General features: G+C 57.1%; 19 protein-coding genes. 9 read left to right on the top strand and 10 right to left on the bottom strand.

Annotated features, from left to right (window positions below; genetic code table 11):
* Positions 1-73 precede the first annotated feature (73 nt).
* Positions 74-286, top strand: coding sequence for a PA3496 family putative envelope integrity protein (locus tag DQN55_RS22510; RefSeq protein WP_074702820.1), 213 nt, complete (start codon positions 74-76; stop codon positions 284-286).
* On the opposite strand, the gene DQN55_RS22020 is transcribed toward DQN55_RS22510, so the two are convergent.
* Positions 228-1,190 carry a LysR family transcriptional regulator gene (locus DQN55_RS22020; protein WP_048381599.1) on the bottom strand — a complete coding sequence of 321 codons (963 nt, stop codon included), beginning with the start codon at positions 1,188-1,190 and terminating at the stop codon, positions 228-230. The two genes, DQN55_RS22510 and DQN55_RS22020, sit on opposite strands and share 59 nt — an antisense overlap.
* 190 nt (positions 1,191-1,380) lie before the next feature.
* Between DQN55_RS22020 and DQN55_RS22015 the strand changes: the two genes are divergently transcribed.
* The 4 genes from DQN55_RS22015 to DQN55_RS22000 all read left to right on the top strand — a co-directional run bounded on the left by DQN55_RS22015 (position 1,381) and on the right by DQN55_RS22000 (position 6,436).
* Complete coding sequence (locus DQN55_RS22015) at positions 1,381-2,796, top strand: acetyl-CoA carboxylase biotin carboxylase subunit (RefSeq protein WP_048381600.1); 1,416 nt, start codon at positions 1,381-1,383, stop codon at positions 2,794-2,796.
* Positions 2,797-2,807: 11 nt separating this feature from the next.
* Positions 2,808-4,616: a sodium-extruding oxaloacetate decarboxylase subunit alpha gene (gene oadA / locus DQN55_RS22010; protein WP_048381605.1), complete on the top strand. Its 1,809-nt coding sequence runs from the start codon at positions 2,808-2,810 to the stop codon at positions 4,614-4,616.
* Positions 4,617-4,838: 222 nt separating this feature from the next.
* Positions 4,839-6,164 carry a type II toxin-antitoxin system HipA family toxin gene (locus DQN55_RS22005; RefSeq protein WP_048381606.1) on the top strand — a complete coding sequence of 442 codons (1,326 nt, stop codon included), beginning with the start codon at positions 4,839-4,841 and terminating at the stop codon, positions 6,162-6,164.
* Complete coding sequence (locus DQN55_RS22000) at positions 6,161-6,436, top strand: helix-turn-helix domain-containing protein (protein WP_048381608.1); 276 nt, start codon at positions 6,161-6,163, stop codon at positions 6,434-6,436. Before DQN55_RS22005 ends, DQN55_RS22000 begins: the two co-directional genes overlap by 4 nt.
* A 55-nt stretch (positions 6,437-6,491) precedes the next feature.
* Here the strand turns inward: DQN55_RS22000 and DQN55_RS21995 are convergent, their stop codons facing one another.
* The 3 genes from DQN55_RS21995 to DQN55_RS21985 are packed head-to-tail and all read right to left on the bottom strand — an operon-like array spanning position 6,492 to position 8,272.
* On the bottom strand, positions 6,492-7,172 hold the full coding sequence (locus DQN55_RS21995; RefSeq protein ID WP_048381609.1) for a GNAT family N-acetyltransferase: 681 nt from the start codon (positions 7,170-7,172) through the stop codon (positions 6,492-6,494).
* A gap of 13 nt (positions 7,173-7,185) precedes the next feature.
* Positions 7,186-7,638, bottom strand: a complete 453-nt coding sequence (locus tag DQN55_RS21990) for a GNAT family N-acetyltransferase (protein WP_048381610.1) — start codon at positions 7,636-7,638, stop codon at positions 7,186-7,188.
* Between the two features lie 4 nt (positions 7,639-7,642).
* A complete protein-coding gene (locus DQN55_RS21985) occupies positions 7,643-8,272 on the bottom strand; it encodes an FMN-binding negative transcriptional regulator (protein WP_048381611.1) in 630 nt (209 codons plus the stop codon).
* Positions 8,273-8,361: 89 nt separating this feature from the next.
* Between DQN55_RS21985 and pdxR the strand changes: the two genes are divergently transcribed.
* Positions 8,362-9,909, top strand: a complete 1,548-nt coding sequence (gene pdxR, locus DQN55_RS21980) for a MocR-like pyridoxine biosynthesis transcription factor PdxR (protein ID WP_048381613.1) — start codon at positions 8,362-8,364, stop codon at positions 9,907-9,909.
* Between the two features lie 53 nt (positions 9,910-9,962).
* On the opposite strand, the gene DQN55_RS21975 is transcribed toward pdxR, so the two are convergent.
* The 6 genes from DQN55_RS21975 to aspA all read right to left on the bottom strand — a co-directional run bounded on the left by DQN55_RS21975 (position 9,963) and on the right by aspA (position 17,713).
* Positions 9,963-11,063 (bottom strand): polyamine ABC transporter substrate-binding protein, encoded by a 1,101-nt coding sequence (locus DQN55_RS21975; protein ID WP_048381614.1) that lies wholly within the window; start codon positions 11,061-11,063, stop codon positions 9,963-9,965.
* Positions 11,064-11,068: 5 nt separating this feature from the next.
* A complete protein-coding gene (locus DQN55_RS21970) occupies positions 11,069-12,106 on the bottom strand; it encodes a histone deacetylase family protein (protein ID WP_048381616.1) in 1,038 nt (345 codons plus the stop codon).
* Between the two features lie 213 nt (positions 12,107-12,319).
* The gene (locus DQN55_RS21965; RefSeq protein ID WP_048381619.1) at positions 12,320-13,312 is read right to left on the bottom strand and encodes an AraC family transcriptional regulator; all 993 of its coding nucleotides are present in this window, start codon (positions 13,310-13,312) and stop codon (positions 12,320-12,322) included.
* Between the two features lie 60 nt (positions 13,313-13,372).
* Complete coding sequence (locus DQN55_RS21960; protein ID WP_048381621.1) at positions 13,373-14,371, bottom strand: asparaginase; 999 nt, start codon at positions 14,369-14,371, stop codon at positions 13,373-13,375.
* A gap of 57 nt (positions 14,372-14,428) precedes the next feature.
* Positions 14,429-15,850, bottom strand: a complete 1,422-nt coding sequence (locus tag DQN55_RS21955) for an alanine/glycine:cation symporter family protein (protein WP_048381623.1) — start codon at positions 15,848-15,850, stop codon at positions 14,429-14,431.
* A 438-nt stretch (positions 15,851-16,288) separates the two neighbouring features.
* Positions 16,289-17,713 (bottom strand): aspartate ammonia-lyase, encoded by a 1,425-nt coding sequence (gene aspA, locus DQN55_RS21950; RefSeq protein WP_048381625.1) that lies wholly within the window; start codon positions 17,711-17,713, stop codon positions 16,289-16,291.
* A gap of 180 nt (positions 17,714-17,893) precedes the next feature.
* Between aspA and DQN55_RS21945 the strand changes: the two genes are divergently transcribed.
* The 3 genes from DQN55_RS21945 to DQN55_RS21935 all read left to right on the top strand — a co-directional run bounded on the left by DQN55_RS21945 (position 17,894) and on the right by DQN55_RS21935 (position 20,641).
* The gene (locus DQN55_RS21945) at positions 17,894-18,811 is read left to right on the top strand and encodes a LysR substrate-binding domain-containing protein (RefSeq protein WP_048381627.1); all 918 of its coding nucleotides are present in this window, start codon (positions 17,894-17,896) and stop codon (positions 18,809-18,811) included.
* Between the two features lie 241 nt (positions 18,812-19,052).
* Positions 19,053-19,544 carry a 5-(carboxyamino)imidazole ribonucleotide mutase gene (gene purE / locus DQN55_RS21940; RefSeq protein WP_003438120.1) on the top strand — a complete coding sequence of 164 codons (492 nt, stop codon included), beginning with the start codon at positions 19,053-19,055 and terminating at the stop codon, positions 19,542-19,544.
* Positions 19,545-19,555: 11 nt separating this feature from the next.
* Positions 19,556-20,641, top strand: coding sequence for a 5-(carboxyamino)imidazole ribonucleotide synthase (locus DQN55_RS21935; protein WP_048381628.1), 1,086 nt, complete (start codon positions 19,556-19,558; stop codon positions 20,639-20,641).
* Positions 20,642-20,718 lie beyond the last annotated feature (77 nt).

Here is a 20,718-nt window from a genome sequence, read left to right as displayed (position 1 = left end):
CATCCTGCCTTCGCCAAGCCGTCATAAACAAAGTCCATCGTGAAGCTCCCGTATACGCCTTGGGAGACTCGAAATGGCTCAGTCCTACGAAGAACGCAATAGCGCCGTCAAAACTCGCCGTCAGCAGGAAGATCAGCGCCGCATGGCCTTCCGTCGCGCGATTGAAGACCATACGAGCCAGCGCCAACTGCGCCTGGAAACGGCTGATTACCCCGATCTCAATGGGATCAACTATTGGCAGGCCGCGCCGGCAAGTGACCGGCGAAGCGCTCGACCAGTGCGCTGATTAACAGACGCTCACTGCGAATAAACCCTAAAAATGCATGGGCTACCGGTGACAGGCGCTTGGCTTTGGCCTGCACCACGCACCAACTGCGATACAGCGGCAACTCTTCGATCGGCAGCTCGCGCAGCAAGCCGGTCGCCAGCTCCAGGCTAACGGCGTGGCGCGTCAACAAGGCCACGCCCAACCCGGCCACTGCACATTCACGCTGAGCATCGGTGGAAGCCACTTCCAGAGTTTGGCTGAAGTGCACACGCTTTTCTTTGAAATACTCTTCGCAGGCAAGGCGTGTGCCTGAACCCTGTTCGCGCATGAGCAACGTAAAGGGTTCCAGATCTCTTAAATGCAAAGGGCTCTGCGCGCATAGTGGATGGTCGACCGGTGCAACCGCGATGATCGGGTTATTCAAAAAGGGCAAAAACTCCAGGCCCATGTCCTGCGGCACCATCGACATGATCACTAGGTCATCGCGGTTATCAGACAGTCGGCGCACGGCCTGTGCCCGATTCACCACCGTGAGTTGCAAATTGACCTCCGGGTGCTGGCGTTTGAAAGCCGCAAATAAATGCGGAATAAAATATTTAGCACTCGATTCGACCGCTAATTTCAGTTGCCCCTGCAGTGACCCCAGCATGTCCGACAGCTGCATATCGAGGTTTTCCAGCCGCCCGAAAATATCTCGGCTGGCGCGCTGAAGCGCTTCAGCGGCCTCGGTCATGTATAGCTTTTTGCCGACGTAATCGAATAAAGGTTGCCCAATCAGCTCTTCAAGCTGGCGAATTTGTAGGCTCACGGCTGGTTGTGTCAGAGACATTTCTTCAGCTGCGCGGCTGTAAGAGCGTAAATCGCAGACTTCATTGAAGATTTGAAGCTGTCGTAATGTGATACGCATCAATGACTTACGCATTTTTATGCTCTTTTTTGAGGCGTTGAGTTCTTCAACTATAAGTCTTTGCTTATGATCATCCCAAGAATTATTGATTTTTATTAATCACTACACAGGACTAGTGTGACAACGCAACGGTTCAGACACATTTGGACACGTGCCGACTTGGTCTAGCAGGTCGTTTGTTCCATGGGCTTTAGGAAACCTCCAAGTGATAAAAAAGATCCTGATCGCCAACCGCGGAGAAATTGCCGTCCGTATCGTGCGCGCTTGTGCCGAGATGGGTATTCGCTCAGTTGCGGTCTATTCCGAAGCTGACCGGCATGCTTTGCACGTAAAGCGTGCAGATGAATCACACAGCATTGGTGATGACCCGCTGGCCGGTTACCTCAACCCGCGCAAGCTGGTGAACCTGGCAGTTGAAACCGGTTGTGATGCCTTGCATCCCGGTTACGGCTTTTTGTCAGAGAATGCCGAGCTGGCTGATATCTGCGCTGAGCGCGGGATCAAGTTCATCGGGCCGGCGGCTGAAGTCATTCGCCGCATGGGTGACAAGACCGAAGCGCGCCGCAGCATGATCAAGGCGGGTGTACCGGTTACCCCGGGCACTGAAGGCAACGTTGCCGACATCCATGAAGCATTGCTTGAAGGCGAGCGCATTGGCTATCCGGTCATGCTCAAGGCTACCTCGGGTGGTGGCGGTCGTGGCATTCGTCGCTGCAACAGCCGTGAAGAGCTTGAACAAGCGTTCCCGCGAGTGATCTCTGAAGCCACCAAAGCTTTTGGCTCGGCTGAAGTGTTCCTCGAAAAATGCATCGTTAACCCCAAACACATCGAAGCCCAGATTCTTGGCGACAGCTTTGGCAACGTGGTGCACTTGTTTGAGCGCGATTGCTCGATCCAGCGCCGCAACCAGAAGCTTATCGAAATCGCCCCAAGTCCTCAGTTGACCCCGGAGCAGCGCGCCTACATCGGTGACTTGTCTGTGCGCGCAGCCAAGGCCGTGGGTTACGAGAACGCCGGTACCGTGGAGTTCCTGCTCGCCGAAGGCGAGGTGTACTTCATGGAGATGAACACTCGAGTGCAGGTGGAACACACCATCACCGAAGAAATCACCGGCATCGATATTGTTCGCGAACAGATTCGCATCGCCTCCGGCCTGCCGCTGTCGATCAAGCAAGAAGATATCCATCACCGGGGTTTTGCCCTGCAGTTCCGAATCAACGCTGAAGATCCGAAAAACAACTTCCTGCCCAGCTTCGGCAAGATCACCCGTTATTACGCGCCCGGCGGTCCTGGCGTGCGTACCGACACGGCGATCTACACCGGTTACACCATTCCACCGTATTACGACTCCATGTGTCTGAAACTGGTGGTATGGGCGCTGACTTGGGAAGAGGCGATGGACCGTGGTTTGCGCGCCCTCGACGACATGCGTCTGCAAGGGGTGAAGACCACCGCCGCGTATTACCAGGAAATTCTGCGTAACCCGGAATTCCGTAGTGGCCAGTTCAATACCAGCTTCGTAGAGAGCCACCCTGAACTGACCAACTACTCGATCAAGCGCAAACCCGAAGAGCTGGCTCTGGCCATCGCTGCTGCCATCGCCGCCCACGCAGGCCTGTGAGGAATATTTCAATGTCCAAGAAGATTTTCGTAACTGACACCATCCTGCGTGATGCTCACCAGTCGCTGCTGGCCACTCGCATGCGCACTGAAGACATGCTGCCGATCTGCGACAAGCTCGACAAAGTCGGCTACTGGTCTCTGGAAGTGTGGGGCGGTGCCACCTTTGACGCTTGCGTACGTTTCCTTAAAGAAGACCCGTGGGAGCGCCTGCGTCAGTTGCGCGCCGCCTTGCCTAACACGCGTCTGCAAATGCTGTTGCGTGGGCAGAACCTGCTGGGCTATCGCCATTACAGCGACGACGTGGTCAAAGCGTTTGTGGCCAAGGCGGCGGTTAACGGGATCGACGTGTTCCGCATCTTTGATGCCATGAACGACGTACGTAACCTGCGTGTCGCTATCGAGGCGGTCAAAGCTGCCGGCAAGCATGCCCAGGGCACTATCGCGTACACCACCAGCCCTGTGCACACCACTGAAGCGTTTGTGGCTCAAGCCAAGCAAATGGAAGCCATGGGTTGCGACTCGGTAGCAATCAAGGACATGGCCGGCCTGCTGACGCCGTTCGCGACGGGTGAGCTGGTCAAGGCGCTGAAAGCTGAAATCAGCCTGCCTGTTTTTATTCACTCCCACGACACCGCCGGGCTGGCTGCCATGTGCCAGCTCAAGGCGATCGAAAACGGTGCCGACCATATCGACACCGCGATCTCCAGCTTCGCATGGGGCACCAGCCACCCGGGTACCGAATCGATGGTCGCAGCCCTTAAAGGCAGCGAATACGACACCGGTCTGGACCTGGCGCTGCTGCAGGAAATTGGCATGTACTTCTACGCTGTGCGTAAGAAGTATCACCAGTTTGAAAGCGAGTTCACGGCTGTCGACACCCGTGTTCAGGTCAACCAGGTACCGGGCGGGATGATTTCCAACCTTGCCAACCAGCTCAAAGAGCAAGGCGCTCTAAACCGCATGAGCGAGGTGTTGGCTGAGATCCCGCGCGTGCGTGAAGACCTGGGCTTCCCTCCGCTGGTGACGCCAACCTCGCAAATTGTCGGTACCCAGGCGTTCTTTAACGTGCTGGCGGGTGAGCGCTACAAGACCATCACCAACGAAGTGAAGCTGTATCTGCAAGGTGGCTACGGCAAGGCACCGGGGGTGGTGAATGAGAAGCTGCGCCGTCAGGCCATCGGTAACGAAGAGTTGATCGATGTGCGTCCGGCTGACTTGCTCAAGCCTGAAATGGTCAAGCTGCGTGGCGAAATTGGTGCGCTGGCCAAATCCGAAGAAGACGTGCTGACCTTCGCCATGTTCCCGGACATCGGTCGCAAATTCCTTGAAGAGCGTGCTGCAGGTACTTTGTCTCCAGAAGTGTTGCTGCCAATCCCGGAAGCGGGTGGTGTCAGCAAGGCGGGCGGCGAAGGGGTGCCAACCGAGTTCGTGATCGACGTGCACGGTGAAAGTTACCGCGTCGACATTACCGGTGTTGGCGTTAAGGCGGAAGGCAAGCGCCACTTCTACCTGTCCATCGACGGTATGCCGGAAGAGGTTGTGTTTGAACCACTCAACGAATTCGTCGGCGGCTCTGCAAGCAAGCGCAGGCAAGCCAGCGAGCCGGGTCATGTCAGCACTGCCATGCCGGGCAACATCGTTGATGTACTGGTCAATGTTGGCGACATCGTCAAGGCAGGCCAGTCGGTACTCATCACCGAAGCCATGAAAATGGAGACCGAAGTACAGGCCGCGATCGCTGGCAAGGTCGTCACCATTCACGTGATCAAGGGTGACCGCGTCAACCCGGGCGAGATTCTTATCGAAATCGAAGCCTGATACGCCTTTGATCCAAACGCTTTAAACCTCGGGGGAGCATGTGCTCCCCTTTTTTTTACCTTGAATTTGATATCTGCACTTTAGTGCAGATATCAAGGTTAAAAGGGCAACTTATCTGCAATAAAATGCATGAAAGCAAAGGAAATATCGGTATGCCTGCACTATATTGCAGGTATGTGTTATTTCTCGGTCGTGAAAGTGCATTAAATTGCAGGTGACGTTATGTTTCAGCTGACCCTTCAGCTCTACAGTGCCGGCCAATGGCTGGATGCGATGACGCTGGCTTTTCCTGAGCCGGAAAAAGGCCTCGATGGTCCGTGTCGCTTTGGCTATAAACAGGATTATCTGCTGGATAATCTGGGCGCCATCGACAGTCCTTTCGCCGCATCGGTGAGCGCGTGTGTTCCTCTTGAGTGGGATGCCAGACACACGAAGCAGGCCCCGGCGTTTTTGCATGACATCGCGCCTGCGGGTGCGGCGAAAAAAGTGCTGATCAAACAAATAGGCCGTGAAAAGCCGGAGCACCTGAGCGATGACTTGTTTTTGCTGGGGCGAAGCACGCCCGCGCCTATTGGGCATCTGCGAATAAAAGAATCGTTTGAGCAGCTCGATCAGCGTCAGGCGATGGGTTTTTCGCGTGAGGATGTCATCGTTCGTGACAATAGCTTTCTGGAGTACGCCCACGAACAGGGTGCGGCGATTGGTGGTGCAACGGGTGCGGGTGGCGAGGCTCCCAAGCTATTGATGGCTGAGGGTGCTGACGGCTTGCTGTACCCGGACGCCACCCTCGCAGACGCTCAGGTTAAACAGCACTGGTTTATCAAGTTTGCCCGCAACCAGGCCTTCGAGCGTGATCAGGTCATTTTGCGCAGTGAGTTCCTTTACTACCAGGCCTTGCAGGCGCTAGGAATTGAAACTGTTCCGGCCCAGGGCCTGGCGTTGGAAGAGGGGCGCAAGCCAAGCCTGTGGATGCAGCGTTTTGACCGTCACATCGAGGCTCAAGGCGTTCAGCGCTACGCCGTAGAGTCGATCTACTCCTTGGCCCAAGTCACGGAACCTGGGAGCACCATGACTCATCTGGAAGTTGTCGAGTTGCTGGCCACCCTTTGGACACAGGCGGGGCAGCAAGCGCAAATCCCGGATTTGGTCGCTGAATATCTGCGCCGCGATCTGCTGAACAAAATTCTGGGCAACAGCGATAACCACGGGCGCAACACTGCGATCATTCGTGGCTCGGATTCGTTTCGCCTGGCGCCGATTTATGACCTGGCGCCGATGGTGATGGATGACGAAGGCATTACCCGAACTACTAAATGGCCTTTGGCTATCGAGCGAGCGGGGGCGGTTGATTGGCGCGCTGCGTGTGATTCATTGCGCGGCGTTATCGACCCGCAATTGGCCTTTGATCGCTTGCGCCACGACGCGCAGCAACTATTGGCATTGCCCGATCTACTCAGCGCCAGCGGCTTACCGGATGTGACGATGAATCATCCGCAAATTGCGCTGAGGAATCTCGATCAGCGACTGCAGGAATGGGGCTTGAAATGACGCTCTCTATCGACGTTCGCCAGGCAAAAATCCAGAGCATTGAAGATGACCTGGCCCAAGGCAAAATCACCTTGGGCGAGGCGGTGAAGCGCTTTCGGGTGGATGTCACTCAGTTGCAGCAAACCCAGTACGCCCGCATGTGCAAAATCTCGGTGCGTACGTTGATTCAAATCGAGCACGACGAAGGTAATCCCACGCTTAAATCCCTGAATGCAGTCTTTAAGCCTTTTGGGTTGCAGATGGGTGTCGTGCGCCGGCCTCGAAAGTTTTAACCCCTGCCTGACACAAAAACGCCCGACAGTTCTTGTCGGGCGCTCTGATCATTTTTTATACAGTTGAGTCTCTGCATTCTTCCAGGGTTCTTATTTGGCCGCTTTCTGGTTGGTTATCCAATGCCAGCCATTTTTCGAAGCCTGCGGCTATAGGCGGCCATTGTGTACTGATAATGCTGTACCACGTGGTATCACGATTTTTGCCTTTTACCACCATATGCTGGCGAAAAACCCCTTCAAACGTGTACCCCAATCGTACTGCGGTACGCTTGGATCTGGCGTTGTCGTTATTGCACTTCCATTCCAGACGACGGTAGCCCAGTGCGAAGGCTTCCTTGGCCAGCAGGTACACGGCTTCGGTGCTTTTCGGCGAACGCTGCATAGGGGCACCAAAGGTCACGTGGCCGATCTCGATTCGCCCATGATCCGGAACGATGGACATCAGGCTGAGCAGCCCTTGTGCCTGGCCATTGGATTTATCGATAACGCTGTAGAAATGCGGGTCAAGGCTGGCGGCGTGGTTCTTGAGCCATGCATCGAATGTGGTGCGCTCGTGGAAAGGTCCGTAGGGCAAGTAGTCCCACAGCTTGGGGTCGCTGTCCGGCCCTTGTAAGGCTAGCCATAATTCATCGCCGTGACGTATCGGGTCTAGCTTTTCCAGACGAATGAAGCGCCCTTCGAGGGACCTGTTGTCGGGCGCTTGGGCCGGTTGCCAGTGTTGTAGAGATTCCGACATTGCGCGTTCCTTTTTATGACAAGGATTTGCGAAACTGAATAAACCCGGGGCGTTCGGCAATACGTTCATAAAGCCGAATCGCCGTGGCATTGGTTTCCTGGGTCAGCCAGTGGACTTTGGCACACTGCGCGGCGCGGGCGGCGGCGTAAACATGTTCGATCAACTGTCGGCCGACACCTGTACCGCGCACCTCCGGGCTGGCAAACAGGTCTTGAAGGTAGCAGGAGTTACCAATGCTCCAGTTAGAGCGGTGATAGATGTAGTGCACCATGCCCACGGCTGTATCACCCTTCCATGCCAGCGCCAGGTGAGTGGGCTCGGTGGGGTCGAGAAAGCGCTGCCAGGTAGATTGACTGACCTCGGCCGGCAACTCGGTTTTATAGAAGTGCAAATACGCCTGCCACAGAGGTAGCCAGTGATCATGATCGGCGGCAGTGGCAGGTTTGATCTGGAGTGGCTGGGGCACGGTGCTATTCCTTAGCGATTAAAAGTGCGAGTGCGTGGTCTTGCGGGTTGCTGTTGGCCAAAAGCCCGGATCGCACGCCGGCCTGATCGGCAGCATTGCGGTTTTGGCTGAGTTTGCGTTTGCCGTCCAAGCGGGTGATTGGCAGACGAAAACCAACAATCGCCTTGAGCATGCTGTCGATGTAGTCCGTAGGCGCGTCACTGACAGCCCAAGGTTGGGAGCGACTGGACTCGTGCTTGTTGCTCAACTCGCTGACCAGCGCCAGCAGGCGTTCGGCATCGTCGAATACTTCGGCCTGGCCGTAGGCGTGGACCGCCACGTAGTTCCAGGTAGGGACCGCTTTGCCGTGTTCAGCTTTGCTGGGGTAGAAGGACGGGCTGATGTAAGCCTGCTCGCCCGTGAAGATCACCAGCGCTTCAGCGCCTTCGGCCAGGGTCTGCCACTGCGGGTTGGCGCGAGCAAAGTGTCCGTACAGCGTGCCGTAGTCGCCTTCGTGCGGGTTTAGCAGCAAAGGAATATGGCTGGCGAACAGGCCTTGGCTGTCGTGAGTCACGAGTACCGGTAAAGGCGTGGCTTGCATCTGTTCATGCAAGGTGGGCGTGTGCAGTTCTTCGAAGGCGCGGGGGATATACATAGAAGTTTTCCTTGGCGAATGACTGCATCCTAGGCAGGCTATTGGCTTGTTGTAAGAGCCATTAATGGTCATTTTCACAGGTCCAATTTATGTCCGACTCAGCGCTGTCGATTGCCTTCAACCCGGCCGGTATTGAGCTAGACCCTAAACTGGGGTTGAGCCGCCAGCTCTATCAGGCATTACGCCAGCGTGTATTGGATGGTCGTTTGAGCAGTGGCTCGCGGTTGCCTGCCAGTCGCGATCTCGCAACAGCCCTCGGTATTTCGCGCAATAGCGTGGTGCGGGCCTATGACCAACTGTATGCCGAGGGCTTTATTGAAGGGCGGATTGGTGATGGCACTTACGTTGCGCAATTACCGGAAAAAGCCCTACCGCTAAAAAAGTTGTCCACTAACTTGTCCACAGGGTTTTCAACAAGCTTATCCCCAGGGTTATCCACAAAATCGGCAAAAATACCTGTAATTACATCCAGTAAAGTTATCCACAGCACTGCCTTGAACAGGGTGGCTACGCACTCGCTTGACCTGCCTCCAAGTGGTCCTCCCAGGGCATTTCGGGTGGGGGTACCTGCTTTTGACTTATTTCCTTTTGAGGTATGGAGCAAGCTGCAGGCGGCTTTTTGGCGTAAGCCGGACTTGCAGCAGCTGTGCTATGGCGACCCGGCGGGGGATGAGCGTTTGCGAGGGCTCATTGCGGCCTATTTGCGAACTTCCCGGGGTTTATCGTGTACAGCTGATCAAATTTTGATCACAAGTGGTGCGCAGCAAGGAATTAGCCTTTGTGCACAGCTGCTGGTTGAGCCGGGTGAGGGGGTCGCTGTGGAAAACCCGGGCTACCGTGCTGCCGCTTATGCCTTTGCGATTGCCGGGGCTCAAGTACAGGGTGTGGCGGTAGATCAGGACGGTATGGATTGTTCTGCACTGGCGCATTTGAACAACTGTCGCCTGGCCTATGTCACACCGTCCCATCAATACCCGACCGGTGTCACCATGAGCCTGGCCCGGCGACTGGAGCTGCTGGCCTGGGCAGAGCGGACCCAAGGCTGGATCGTCGAAGACGACTACGATGGCGAGTATCGCTATAGCGGTGCACCGCTGGCACCTTTGGCAGCGCTGGATCGGCAAGGACGGGTGATTTATGTCGGTACCTTCGGCAAGGTCGCCTTCCCGGCATTACGGTTGGGGTATTTGGTATTGCCTGCGGATTTGATCGAGCCATTTGCCCGTCGACGCTCGCTGGATATGCGTCATTCCGAGGTCAGTACTCAGGCGGTGATGGCTGAATTTATGGCAACGGGACATTTTCAGCGTCATATCCGGCGTATGCGTCGGGCCGCATTGAGCAGGCGTAACGCGTTAATGGCCGATTGGCCATCCGGACTGGCGGGCGTGGGGGCTTTGCCGAGCATTGCGGCGGGGCTACATGTTGCCGTACCGGTAGCAAGCCTTGAACGTGAGCAGCAACTTCTGGCCCAGGCCGGGGCAGTCGATGTAGAAATCAACGGGCTAAGCCGTTATTGGCAAGAAGACTCAGTTGAGCCTGTGGATAACCGCGCCGGGCTAGTACTGGGCTTTGCTGCCGTGCCGGAAAGGGACATCAAGGCGGCATTGAAACGATTGGGCGCGGCCTGGGCATGACGTCACCCTTGTAGACGCGAGACAAGCCCGCGTCTACAAGGTGGTGCGCTGCGTTAAGTTCCGGATTTTATCTTGGTCCATATCCGCGTCCGGACACGCTCGGCTTCGCGTGGCAGCGGAGTGAGGGTGTAGAGCGAGCTCATGGCTGTTTCGGTGGGGTACAAATTAGGGTTGTTGCGAATGGTTGGGGCCACCAGATCAGTAGCGTCTTTGTTCGGATTGGGATAGCCGACAAAATCGCTGATCGGCGCAATCACTTTGGGCTCAAGCAAGTAGTTGATGAAGGTGTGGGCGTCTTCCGGATTTTTGGCCCCTTTAGGGATCGCCAGCATGTCGAACCAGATCGGCGCACCTTCTTTAGGCAGGCGCATGTCGACGGTCACACCATTGTTGGCGTCTTTGGCCCGGTTGGCTGCTTGCGAGAAGCTCCCCGAATAACCTACCGCTACGCAGATATCGCCATTGGCGATGTCGGCCATGTATTTGGAGGAGTGGAAGTAGGTGATGTACGGGCGAATTTTCATCAGCAAGGCCTCCGCTTTGGCGTAGTCCTTGGGATCGCTGCTGTTAGGCGGCAAACCCAGGTATTGCAGCGCCAGCGGCACTATTTCGGAGGGTGAATCCAGCAGCGCAACACCGCATTGCTTGAGCTTGCTGATGTTCTCTTCTTTGAAAATAAGGTCCCAACTGTCGACCGGTGCATGTTCACCCAATGCAGCTTTGACCTTGTCCGGGTTGAAGCCGATCAGGATGGTGCCGTACATATACGGCACAGCGAATTGGTTACCCGGATCATTGGCCTCGATCAACTTCATCAGCTTGGGGTCCAGATGATTCCAGTTGGGCAGCTTGCTGCGGTCCAGTGGTTGAAAAACCCCGGCTTCGATTTGCTTGGCCAGAAACACATTAGACGGAACCACCACGTCGTACCCCGAATTACCGGTCAGCAGCTTGGCCTCCAGCGCTTCATTGGTGTCGAAAATGTCGTAGATCAGCTTCACCTGGGTGTCTTTTTTAAAGTCGACCAAGGTTTTCGGAGTGATGTAATCGAACCAATTGTAGACCCGCAGGGTACGCTCCTCGGCCTGTACGGCGCTGCTCAGCAGAGCGCTGGCGCACAGGGCGGGAGTCAAGAATCGCGTGAGAGTGCTCATTGTTTTCATTCCTCGGTAGCACGCTGGAAGCCTTCAAGTACATTGACGGCATTGATGCCGATTTCCTCTACGGCGTAACCCCCCTCCATCACGAACAGAGTGGGTTTCCCCAGACCCGCGATGCGTTCGCCCATGCGCAGGTAGTCCGGGCTATCAAGCTTGAACTGGGAGATCGGGTCGTCCTTGAACGTGTCGACCCCCAACGAAATGACCAAGACATCAGCGTCGTAGCGTTCGATCTCGGTGCAGGCCTGTTCCAGTGCGGCGCTCCAGTGGCTCCAGGCTGAGCCTGCTGCCAGCGGGTAGTTGAAGTTGAAGCCTTCGCCCGGGCCTTCGCCATGTTCATCGTCGTAACCCAGAAAGAACGGGAACTCGGCTTCAGGATGGCCATGGATCGAAGTGAACAGCACGTCGTTGCGCTCATAGAAAATCGACTGCGTACCATTGCCATGGTGATAGTCGACATCGAGGATCGCAACCTTCTGGCGGCCTTGATCGAGGAAGGCTTGAGCCGCAATGGCAGCGTTGTTCAGGTAGCAATAGCCGCCCATCAAGTCGCCTGCGGCGTGGTGACCGGGTGGCCGGCACAAGGCGAATGCACTGCGGGCGCCGCGCTGGATTTCCGCCTGAGCGGTCAGGGCAACCTGCGCTGCGCTATAGGCTGCCTGCCATGTGCCTGCGGTAATCGGTGCTCCGCCGTCAAAGCTGTAATACCCCAATTGGCCATGCAGGCTGGTGGGTAATACTGAGCGCAAGGTGCGGGCAGGCCAAGTGTAGGGCAGCAAATCGCCGTCTCGGCCCTGTTCGCTCCAGCGTGCCCAGGCGCCCTGGAAAAAATCCAGGTAGGCGGCGCTGTGGATACGCTCCAGAGGGGTGCGGCCAAAGTCTTGTGGAGCATGTACAGGCCCCAGTTCACGGTTTATTACGCGTTGCAAAATATGGTCGGCGCGAGAGGGCATTTCAAAGCAAGGCATCAATTGGCCGTCCATCAACTCGCAGCGGCCGTGATGTAGATGGTGATCATCCGAGTAGATTGTCAGCATTTTCTTATTCTCCGCAGGCTTAACTGGTGGGTAACAGTCTTGCGGGGTTGGATCTTTCAGAGAACGGCCAGAGCGGCCAAAAGGGGATAAATATGGCCAAAATGATTGACCGAAATTCGCCTCTTTCAAGCGCACGAGTGCCCCTTTTTTGAGCAACAAAGAATACGGGGCGTTCGGTCATGGCCAGCTGAAACGACCGATGGGCAAGATTTTTCAGGCGCGAAACTGACTGGGTGATACGCCGCTCCAGCGGATAAACGCGTGTCGAAAGCTGGCCGTCTCGCTGAAACCCAGCGTGTCGGCGATCCGGTAAATCGGCCATTCGGTTTCGTTTAACAGGCTCTTGGCGCGCTCAAAGCGCAGGTCATCGAGCAAGGCCTGGTAGCTGCAGCCCACGGCATGCAGATGCCGGCGCAGGGTGCGAGGTGAGCAGTTCATTTGTTCGGCCAGCCCCTCAACGCCCGGTGCGGCGTGAAGTTGGTCGGCCAGTAGTTGGCGGATCCGGTCCAGCCATGTCTGGCGACCGGTAAATTCCCTGTTTTGTCTTCGACAACGCTCGGCCATCGCTTGGTGAGTGACGGCATCTGCCAATGGCAAAGGGTGCTCCAGCCAGTGTCTGGCAAAGGCAAATGCATTGTCCGAAGCGTCGAAACGGTGTGGGCAGTCGAGGCTCTTCCCGTATTGAGCCCGGTAGTCCGGGGCGCTATGGGCGAACCGCGCAGCTAGCAAGGGCAAAGGCTGACCGAGCAGGTCATTGCAAATAGTCTTCAGTGAAACCAGACACAGTTCGGTGTTGAAAACAGCCAGTTGCGGGTTCTCTCGGTAGCCATTGGCGCAAAACCAGACAATGTCGTCCTGAACCTCAAGGCTTAAATCAAACAACGTTCCCAGTAGCGCCGGGTAGCGCAGGGCCAAGCGTAAAGCGTCACCTAAGGTGGCACTGGTGAGCAGGGCATAACCGAGCATGCCGTATGAAGACACGTGCATGCGTAGCCCCAACTCCAGCCCGATCTCGCGCCGTAACGCAACGGCGTTGGCACACACGCGCATCTCTTGGTCGGTTGTGATTCGGCTGTCTGCGCGGCTCAAGTCCGCAGCCCGTATGCCGCTACCGGCTAACAGCACCTCGTTGGGCATGCCTTCGGCCTTGAAGGTGCTGAGCACCAGCGAGACCGCATTGAGCGTTGTGAGATGGGAATGGGGCATGCTCGCTTCCTGCCTAAAGGTGCTGGAAGCGAGCAAGTTATGTGCCGAGGGGGAATGTACTTAAGCCAGCTCTGAACACAGGTCCAGTTCGATCAGGCGTCGCACTTCAGCCAAGGGCAAGTCTGCACCCAGCAAGGCGTGCAATTTGCCGAATACGGCTTCGCGGGTCATGCCGCCGCCCGAGAGTACACCTGCTCCACGTAAACGACTGCCCGCTTCGTACACGTCCAGCTCCACGCCGCCTTCATGGCATTGGGTAATGGCGACAACTACGATGCCGTCCTTCTGCGCCTGTTGCAGGCTGGCCAGGAATGCCGGGTTGTCGCTTGGGCCGGTGCCGCTGCCGAAGCACTCCAGCACCAGCGCCTGAATGCCACTGCTCAGCATGGCATCCAGCTGTGCGGCGTTGATTCCCGGCACCAGCGGTAATACGCCCACGCAGGCTTCGCGTCGGGGCTGGTTGTAGTTCAGTGCGACGGGGAGCGTCTCGGCCTTGGCAGCACCGCCATTGCGATTGAGCGCCATGAACGGGTTACGTCCAAAGCTGCGCACTTTGGCACAGCGGGTTGGCGCCAGCAGCGCGCCGTGAAAGTACAGCTGCACACCGTGAGGCTGACCTTGTGCGAGGGCCGTCAATGCACCGCTGATGTTTTCCCAGGCATCGCTGTCGGGCACACCTGCGGGCAGCATGGAGCCGGTAAATACCACCGGTGCTGGTAAGCCCAGCAGTTGAAAGCACATAGCCGCCGCACTGTAGGCCAAAGTGTCAGTGCCATGCAGGACCAATACCGAGTCGCAGCCGTCCTGTTCGATAGCTTCGACAATCGCGGCACGCAGACGCAGCCAATAAGCAGGCGTCATGTTGGCGCTGTCGATCAGCGGGCTCATCTCGCGAAAGCGCCATTGCGGCACTTGCAGTTGGGGTTGGCTGGCGAGGAATTCACCCATGCGCGCTTCGAAGCCGGACGCGGGCGCCAGGCCGTTGGCGCTGGCTTGCATGCCGATGGTGCCGCCGGTGTAGAGCACCATGACGCGTTGGGCGATGTGATGAGTGGTCATTTATGAGTCCCCATAAGCAAAAACGCAGCGGTTCTGGTCAGAACCGCTGCGTGAGTGTCAGCGTTTGGTCTCTGTGGCCTTGGCGACCGATCTTGGCGGCCAGGCTTTCAGATCCAGATCCAGATCCGGAAATTTACTGGAATCGAACACAGGTGTCTTGATCCCCGCACAGCGCTGGTCGTCGTAGTCCTTGAGTACACGCATGCAGATTTTGAACAGCATCGCCAAGGCAACCAGGTTGACGAAGGCCAACATGGTCATGGCGATGTCGGCGAACGCGAAGACGGTCTGCAGGTTTTCGATCGACCCCCAAAAAATCAACACAAGCACCAGCACGCGATAACCAATCAGCGCTTTGCGGCTTTCACCGACCAGAAAGCGCAGGTTGTTTTCACCCAGATAGTAGTTGTAGAGCATTGAGGTGAACACGAACAGCGCCAGGGCCACGCTGATAAATACACGGCCCCATTCGCCCACAACGGCCGCCAGGGAGTTTTGGGTCAGGGCAATGCCATCGCCTTCAAAGCCCGGAGTGTAGAAACCAGACAGCAGAATCAGCAACGCGGTGCAGGTGCAGATTACGAAGGTGTCGAGGAATACGCTGAATGCCTGAACCACACCTTGAGCAATCGGGTGATCAACATCGGCCACGGCAGCGACGTTCGGGGCACTGCCCAGACCGGCTTCGTTGGCGAATACACCGCGTTTGACGCCCATGACAATGGCACTGCCGATCAGGCCGCCAAACACCGGGTCGATACCGAAGGCGCTCTTGACGATATGGCCCAGCATGGCTGGCACGTGATCGAACTGCAGCACAATCACGTACAAGGTGACTGCGATATAGGCCAGGGTCTTGACCGGTACCAGAAGGTCAGCCACCGAAGCGATACGCTTGATGCCACCGATAAACACCAGGCCTAGCAGCACGGCGATGGCCAGGCCCGAGTAGTTGGTTTCAAAGCCGAAAGCATCTTGCAGCGAGTGGGTCACGGCATGGGCTTGCAGGCCCATAAAGGCAAAACCGAAGGTGATCAGCAGCAAGACGGCCATCAGCTGGCCCATCCACTTTTTGCCCAGGCCGTATTTCATATAGAAGGACGGGCCACCACGTAGCTGACCTTCAGCGTCACGACGCTTGTACAGCTGGCCGAGAGAACATTCGATCAGGCTGCTGGACATCCCGACCAGGGCTGTCACCCACATCCAGAACACTGCGCCAGGTCCGCCGAGGGTTACGGCGATGCCGACACCGGCAATGTTGCCTGCACCTACACGGCCCGCCAGGCTCAGCATCAATGCCTGAAACGAACTCAGTTCACCGGCGCTGCTGCGCAAGCTGTCTTTGAATACCGAAAACATGTGCAGGAAGTAACGGAACTGAACGAAACGCGAGCGAATCGTGAAGTAGCCCCCGAGCCCAACCATGAGCACGATGAGCACTTTCCCTGAGAGGAAGTCATTGATGACTTCAAGCATGATTATTCCTCGCTGTTTTTATCTGATGGCAAAACGGCCGGATCGAAATATCGCGTTACATCCCAGGCGAGGGGCGTAAAAGTAGGCGATGGACCCTGGCCATGTTGCTGCTTGGTTTACGATGCTGTTTTCGCGTTGCCAGTGGCTGCTATTGCAGGCCTACACACGCAAGAGGGGCGGCACTATACCTATACGTGTAGGAAGCGTCTCCATAAGTGACTGATTTTTCATGTGTCTCCCGCCTCTACACGATGCCGCAGGTCGTGCTGGCGTTCTGTTTACGGAAGGTCTTTCGGTCTTTGTTGCTGCCTTCGCCCGCGACTGACTAGAGAAAGAAACTCTCAAATTACGGGCAAAAAAAGGGCTCGCAGATGTATCTGCGAGCCCTCAAAAGGTGAGAGGTGTCTAGTCTCTCGACCTGGTGAGCGTGTTACAGCGTTAGGCCTTCAAAGGCACCAGACGCGGGGCAATCATGTTTTCCGGGCGCAGGATGTCGTCGAGCATGGCATCGTCGAGCAAGCCTTCTTCACGCACCAGTTCCAGCACGCCACGACCGCTTTCGAGGGCGATTCGGGCAATGCGGGTGGCGTTTTCGTAGCCGATGTACGGGTTCAGTGCAGTGACCAGGCCGATCGAGTGCTCGACCAGTTCGCGGCAGCGTGCTTCGTTGGCAGTGATGCCGACGATGCAATGTTCGCGGAGCATGTCCATGGCGCGTTGCAGCAGGCGGATCGAGTCGAAGATCTTGAAGGCGATCAACGGTTCCATCACGTTCAGTTGCAGCTGGCCGCCTTCGGCTGCGATGGTCAGTGCCAGGTCGTTACCGATGATCTGGAAGGCCACTTGGTTAACGGCTTCCGGGATAACCGGGTTGACTTTGCCAGGCATGATCGAGCTGCCAGGCTGACGCGCAGGCAGATTGATCTCGTTGATGCCGGTGCGTGGGCCGCTGGACAGCAGGCGCAGGTCGTTGCAGATCTTCGACAGCTTGACTGCGGTACGCTTGAGCATGCCGGAGAACAGTACGAAGGCGCCCATGTCCGAGGTGGCTTCAATCAGGTCAGCTGCCGGAACCAGCGGGTGGCCGCTGATGGTCGCCAGACGTTGAACGGCCAGGTGCTGGTAACGCGGGTCGGCGTTGATGCCGGTACCGATGGCGGTACCGCCCAGGTTCACTTCGGTCAGCAGTTCAGGTGCCAGCGTTTTCAGGCGCGCCAGGTCTTCACCCAGGGTTGTGGCGAAAGCACGGAACTCTTGGCCCAAGGTCATTGGCACGGCGTCTTGCAGCTGGGTACGGCCCATCTTCAGGACGTGGCTGAATTCTTCACCCTTAGCGGCGAATGCCTGGATCAGGCTATCGAGGCTGGCAAGCATGGCGTCGTGCCCCAGCAGCAGACCCAGGCGGATCGCGGTCGGGTAGGCGTCGTTGGTCGACTGCGCCATGTTGACGTCGTTGTTCGGGTGCAGGTACTGATATTCGCCTTTCTGGTGGCCCATGGCCTCCAGCGCGATGTTGGCGATAACTTCGTTGGCATTCATGTTGGTTGAAGTGCCAGCGCCGCCTTGAATCATGTCGACCACGAACTCATCGTGGAAATCGCCGCGGATCAGGCGGGCACAAGCTTCGCTGATGGCAGCGTGCTTGGCATCGCTCAGATGGCCCAACTCGCGGTTGGCGTCAGCAGCGGCCTGTTTGACCATTGCCAGCCCTACGACCAGTTTTGGGTAGTGCGAAATCGGGACGCCGGAGAGACGGAAGTTATGCACCGCTCGCAGGGTCTGGATGCCGTAATACGCTTGAGCGGGTACTTCGAGTACGCCAAGCAGGTCTTTTTCGGTACGGAAAGATGCAGCGGAGGACATGATAGAAATCATCTCGATAAGGACCCGGTCTGAGCCGGAACGCTGTGAATCCTAGGCCTGCGCCCAATTTAGGGCCAATGCCTTTAAACACTATCCTATGCATAAACGGCATAATGGCGACGTGACGCGGAGAGCGCGTCGAGCGTGTGACCCAAATTGGTGCGCGTCCGGGAGGACTCAATGAACCTAGAAAGTAAATGGCTGGAGGACTTCAGTGCCCTGGCCGCCACTCGTAGTTTTTCCCAGGCGGCAGAGCGTCGTTTTGTCACTCAGCCGGCCTTCAGTCGACGCATTCGAAGTCTTGAAGCGGCACTTGGACTGACCTTGGTGAATCGTTCCCGCACCCCGGTGGAGTTGACTGCGGCCGGGCAGCTTTTTTTGGTGACGGCACGTACGGTGGTCGAGCAGCTGGGTGAAGTCTTGCGCCATCTGCATCACCTCGAAGGCGGGCAAGGTGAGGTCATGCAAGTGGCTGCTGCGCACTCTCTGGCACTGGGTTTTTTCCCGCGCTGGATCGCTCAATTGCGTAACGAAGGGTTGAACATCGCCACACGGCTGGTTGCGACTAACGTCGGAGACGCTGTGCATGCGCTGCGTGAAGGTGGCTGCGATTTGATGCTGGCATTTTATGACCCTGACGCGGCGTTGCAGATGGATCCGGAAATTTTCCCGTCATTGCACCTGGGTAATACCGAAATGCTTCCGGTCTGTGCTGCCGATGCTGACGGCAAGCCATTGTTCGACCTGGAAGGGGAAGCCAGTGTGCCGCTGCTCGCCTACAGTGCGGGTGCGTTTTTGGGGCGCTCGGTCAATTTGTTGCTGCGCCAGCGCAGTCTGCGCTTCACCACTATTTATGAAACGGCGATGGCCGACAGCCTTAAAAGCATGGCGCTTGAAGGGCTGGGCATTGCCTGGGTGCCGCACCTGAGTGTGCGGGCCGAGCTGGCGCGGGGTGAGCTGGTGGTATGCGGCGGCCCGCAGTGGCATGTGCCGCTGGAGATTCGCCTGTATCGCTGCGCCTTGGTGCGCAAGGCGAACGTACGGTTGTTGTGGCGTAAACTGGAAAACCCTTCAACCCCAGCTCCGGCGCTTGCATAGCCAGCCCTTGCGGAGGTTGTTGGCTTGACCTGAAAGTCAGTAAAACCGGGCTCCGGGCCAGTTTTTACAGTGAAAGGCAGATGGTCGGGGGAATATGCGTTTTGTTTGCCTTTTTGGGTATACTGCGCGGCCTTCGGCTGGCTTGACCGGCCTTAATTCCTATAACAAGCCACGTCGGATTCTCCACGTGGCTTGTTGTTTTTTGACGCGCCTGCGGGCGCCCAAGAGAAGAGGCGCGACGATGAGTGCACTGGTAGGCGTGATCATGGGCTCCAAGTCCGATTGGTCCACCCTCAGCCACACCGCCGATATGCTGGAAAAACTCGGCATTCCTTACGAAGTTAAAGTGGTCTCAGCCCACCGTACTCCGGATCTGCTGTTCCAGTATGCCGAAGAGGCCGAAGGCCGCGGGATTGAGGTCATCATCGCCGGTGCCGGTGGCGCAGCCCACCTGCCAGGCATGTGTGCAGCCAAAACCCATTTGCCGGTACTCGGTGTTCCCGTACAGTCGGCCATGTTGTCGGGCGTTGATTCGTTGCTGTCGATCGTGCAAATGCCTGCTGGCATTCCGGTGGCGACCCTGGCCATCGGCAAAGCGGGCGCTATCAACGCTGCCCTGCTGTCGGCGAGCATCCTGGGTGCCAAGCACCCACAGTTCCATACCGTACTGAAAGCATTCCGTGCTGAGCAGACAGACAGCGTGCTGGACAATCCAGACCCGCGCGAAGCCTGAGGTTTTTGACGATGAAAATCGGTGTAATCGGTGGCGGCCAGCTGGGTCGCATGCTGGCCCTGGCGGGTACTCCGCTGGGAATGAACTTCGCTTTCCTGGACCCGGCTCCGGACGCCTGTGCCGCCGCATTGGGCGAGCACATTCGTGCCGATTACGGCGACCAGGATCACTTGCGCCAACTGGCCGACGAAGTTGATCTGGTCACGTTCGAGTTTGAAAGCGTCCCGGCCGAGACGGTCGCCTTCCTGTCGCAATTCGTACCGGTTTATCCGAGTGCCGAAGCCCTGCGTATTGCTCGCGATCGCTGGTTCGAAAAAAGCATGTTCAAAGACCTCGGGATCCCGACGCCGGCGTTTGCCGACATCCAGTCCCAGGCTGACCTTGATGCTGGCGTAGCCACTATTGGTCTGCCGGCCGTACTCAAGACCCGTACCCTGGGTTATGACGGCAAGGGCCAGAAAGTGTTGCGTACGCCTGCTGATGTCGTGGGCACATTTGCCGAACTGGGCAGTGTCCCGTGCTTGCTCGAAGGTTTTGTTCCATTCACTGGCGAGGTATCGCTGATTGCGGTGCGCGGTCGTGATGGCGAAACCCGGTTCTACCCGTTGGTCCACAACACCCATGACAGCGGCATCCTCAAGTTGTCAGTAGCCAGCACCGATCACCCGCTGCAGGCCTTGGCTGAAGACTACTCCAGCCGTGTGCTCAAGCAGCTGGATTATGTAGGTGTGATGGCGTTCGAGTTCTTCGAAGTCGACGGCGGCCTCAAGGCCAATGAAATCGCTCCGCGCGTGCACAACTCCGGGCACTGGACCACTGAAGGGTCCGAGTGCAGCCAGTTCGAAAACCATCTGCGAGCCATTGCCGGCCTGCCGCTGGGGTCGACGGCCAAGGTCGGTGAAAGTGCCATGCTTAACTTTATCGGCAGCGTACCGCCGGTTGAGAAGGTCGTTGCGATTGCAGACTGCCATTTGCACCACTACGGCAAGGCCTTCAAGGTCGGTCGCAAGGTTGGGCACGCTAACCTGCGTTGTGCCGACATGGCGACGCTGCAAGCGCAAATCCTGCGCGTTGAGACGTTGATCAACGAAGCCTGAATCGGTAATCGGCGGGAACCATTCGGTTATCGCCGCTCTCTGATGGCGTGATGCCAAAGTGCTGACTAGGCTTTGGC

It is taken from the genome of Pseudomonas taetrolens (assembly GCF_900475285.1).
Taxonomy (GTDB): Bacteria; Pseudomonadota; Gammaproteobacteria; order Pseudomonadales; family Pseudomonadaceae; genus Aquipseudomonas; species Aquipseudomonas taetrolens.
This window is presented reverse-complemented; position numbering and strand designations above follow the sequence as displayed.

What these genes read in the sequence shown, in the direction of transcription:
- DQN55_RS22510 (WP_074702820.1), top strand. Translation starts at nt 74, where the DNA reads ATGGCTCAGTCCTACGAAGAACGCAATAGCGCCGTCAAAACTCGCCGT.
- DQN55_RS22020 (WP_048381599.1), bottom strand. Translation starts at nt 1,190, where the DNA reads ATGCGTAAGTCATTGATGCGTATCACATTACGACAGCTTCAAATCTTC.
- oadA (WP_048381605.1), top strand. Translation starts at nt 2,808, where the DNA reads ATGTCCAAGAAGATTTTCGTAACTGACACCATCCTGCGTGATGCTCAC.
- DQN55_RS22005 (WP_048381606.1), top strand. Translation starts at nt 4,839, where the DNA reads ATGTTTCAGCTGACCCTTCAGCTCTACAGTGCCGGCCAATGGCTGGAT.
- DQN55_RS22000 (WP_048381608.1), top strand. Translation starts at nt 6,161, where the DNA reads ATGACGCTCTCTATCGACGTTCGCCAGGCAAAAATCCAGAGCATTGAA.
- DQN55_RS21995 (WP_048381609.1), bottom strand. Translation starts at nt 7,172, where the DNA reads ATGTCGGAATCTCTACAACACTGGCAACCGGCCCAAGCGCCCGACAAC.
- DQN55_RS21985 (WP_048381611.1), bottom strand. Translation starts at nt 8,272, where the DNA reads ATGTATATCCCCCGCGCCTTCGAAGAACTGCACACGCCCACCTTGCAT.
- pdxR (WP_048381613.1), top strand. Translation starts at nt 8,362, where the DNA reads ATGTCCGACTCAGCGCTGTCGATTGCCTTCAACCCGGCCGGTATTGAG.
- DQN55_RS21975 (WP_048381614.1), bottom strand. Translation starts at nt 11,063, where the DNA reads ATGAGCACTCTCACGCGATTCTTGACTCCCGCCCTGTGCGCCAGCGCT.
- DQN55_RS21970 (WP_048381616.1), bottom strand. Translation starts at nt 12,106, where the DNA reads ATGCTGACAATCTACTCGGATGATCACCATCTACATCACGGCCGCTGC.
- DQN55_RS21965 (WP_048381619.1), bottom strand. Translation starts at nt 13,312, where the DNA reads ATGCCCCATTCCCATCTCACAACGCTCAATGCGGTCTCGCTGGTGCTC.
- DQN55_RS21960 (WP_048381621.1), bottom strand. Translation starts at nt 14,371, where the DNA reads ATGACCACTCATCACATCGCCCAACGCGTCATGGTGCTCTACACCGGC.
- DQN55_RS21955 (WP_048381623.1), bottom strand. Translation starts at nt 15,850, where the DNA reads ATGCTTGAAGTCATCAATGACTTCCTCTCAGGGAAAGTGCTCATCGTG.
- aspA (WP_048381625.1), bottom strand. Translation starts at nt 17,713, where the DNA reads ATGTCCTCCGCTGCATCTTTCCGTACCGAAAAAGACCTGCTTGGCGTA.
- DQN55_RS21945 (WP_048381627.1), top strand. Translation starts at nt 17,894, where the DNA reads ATGAACCTAGAAAGTAAATGGCTGGAGGACTTCAGTGCCCTGGCCGCC.
- purE (WP_003438120.1), top strand. Translation starts at nt 19,053, where the DNA reads ATGAGTGCACTGGTAGGCGTGATCATGGGCTCCAAGTCCGATTGGTCC.
- DQN55_RS21935 (WP_048381628.1), top strand. Translation starts at nt 19,556, where the DNA reads ATGAAAATCGGTGTAATCGGTGGCGGCCAGCTGGGTCGCATGCTGGCC.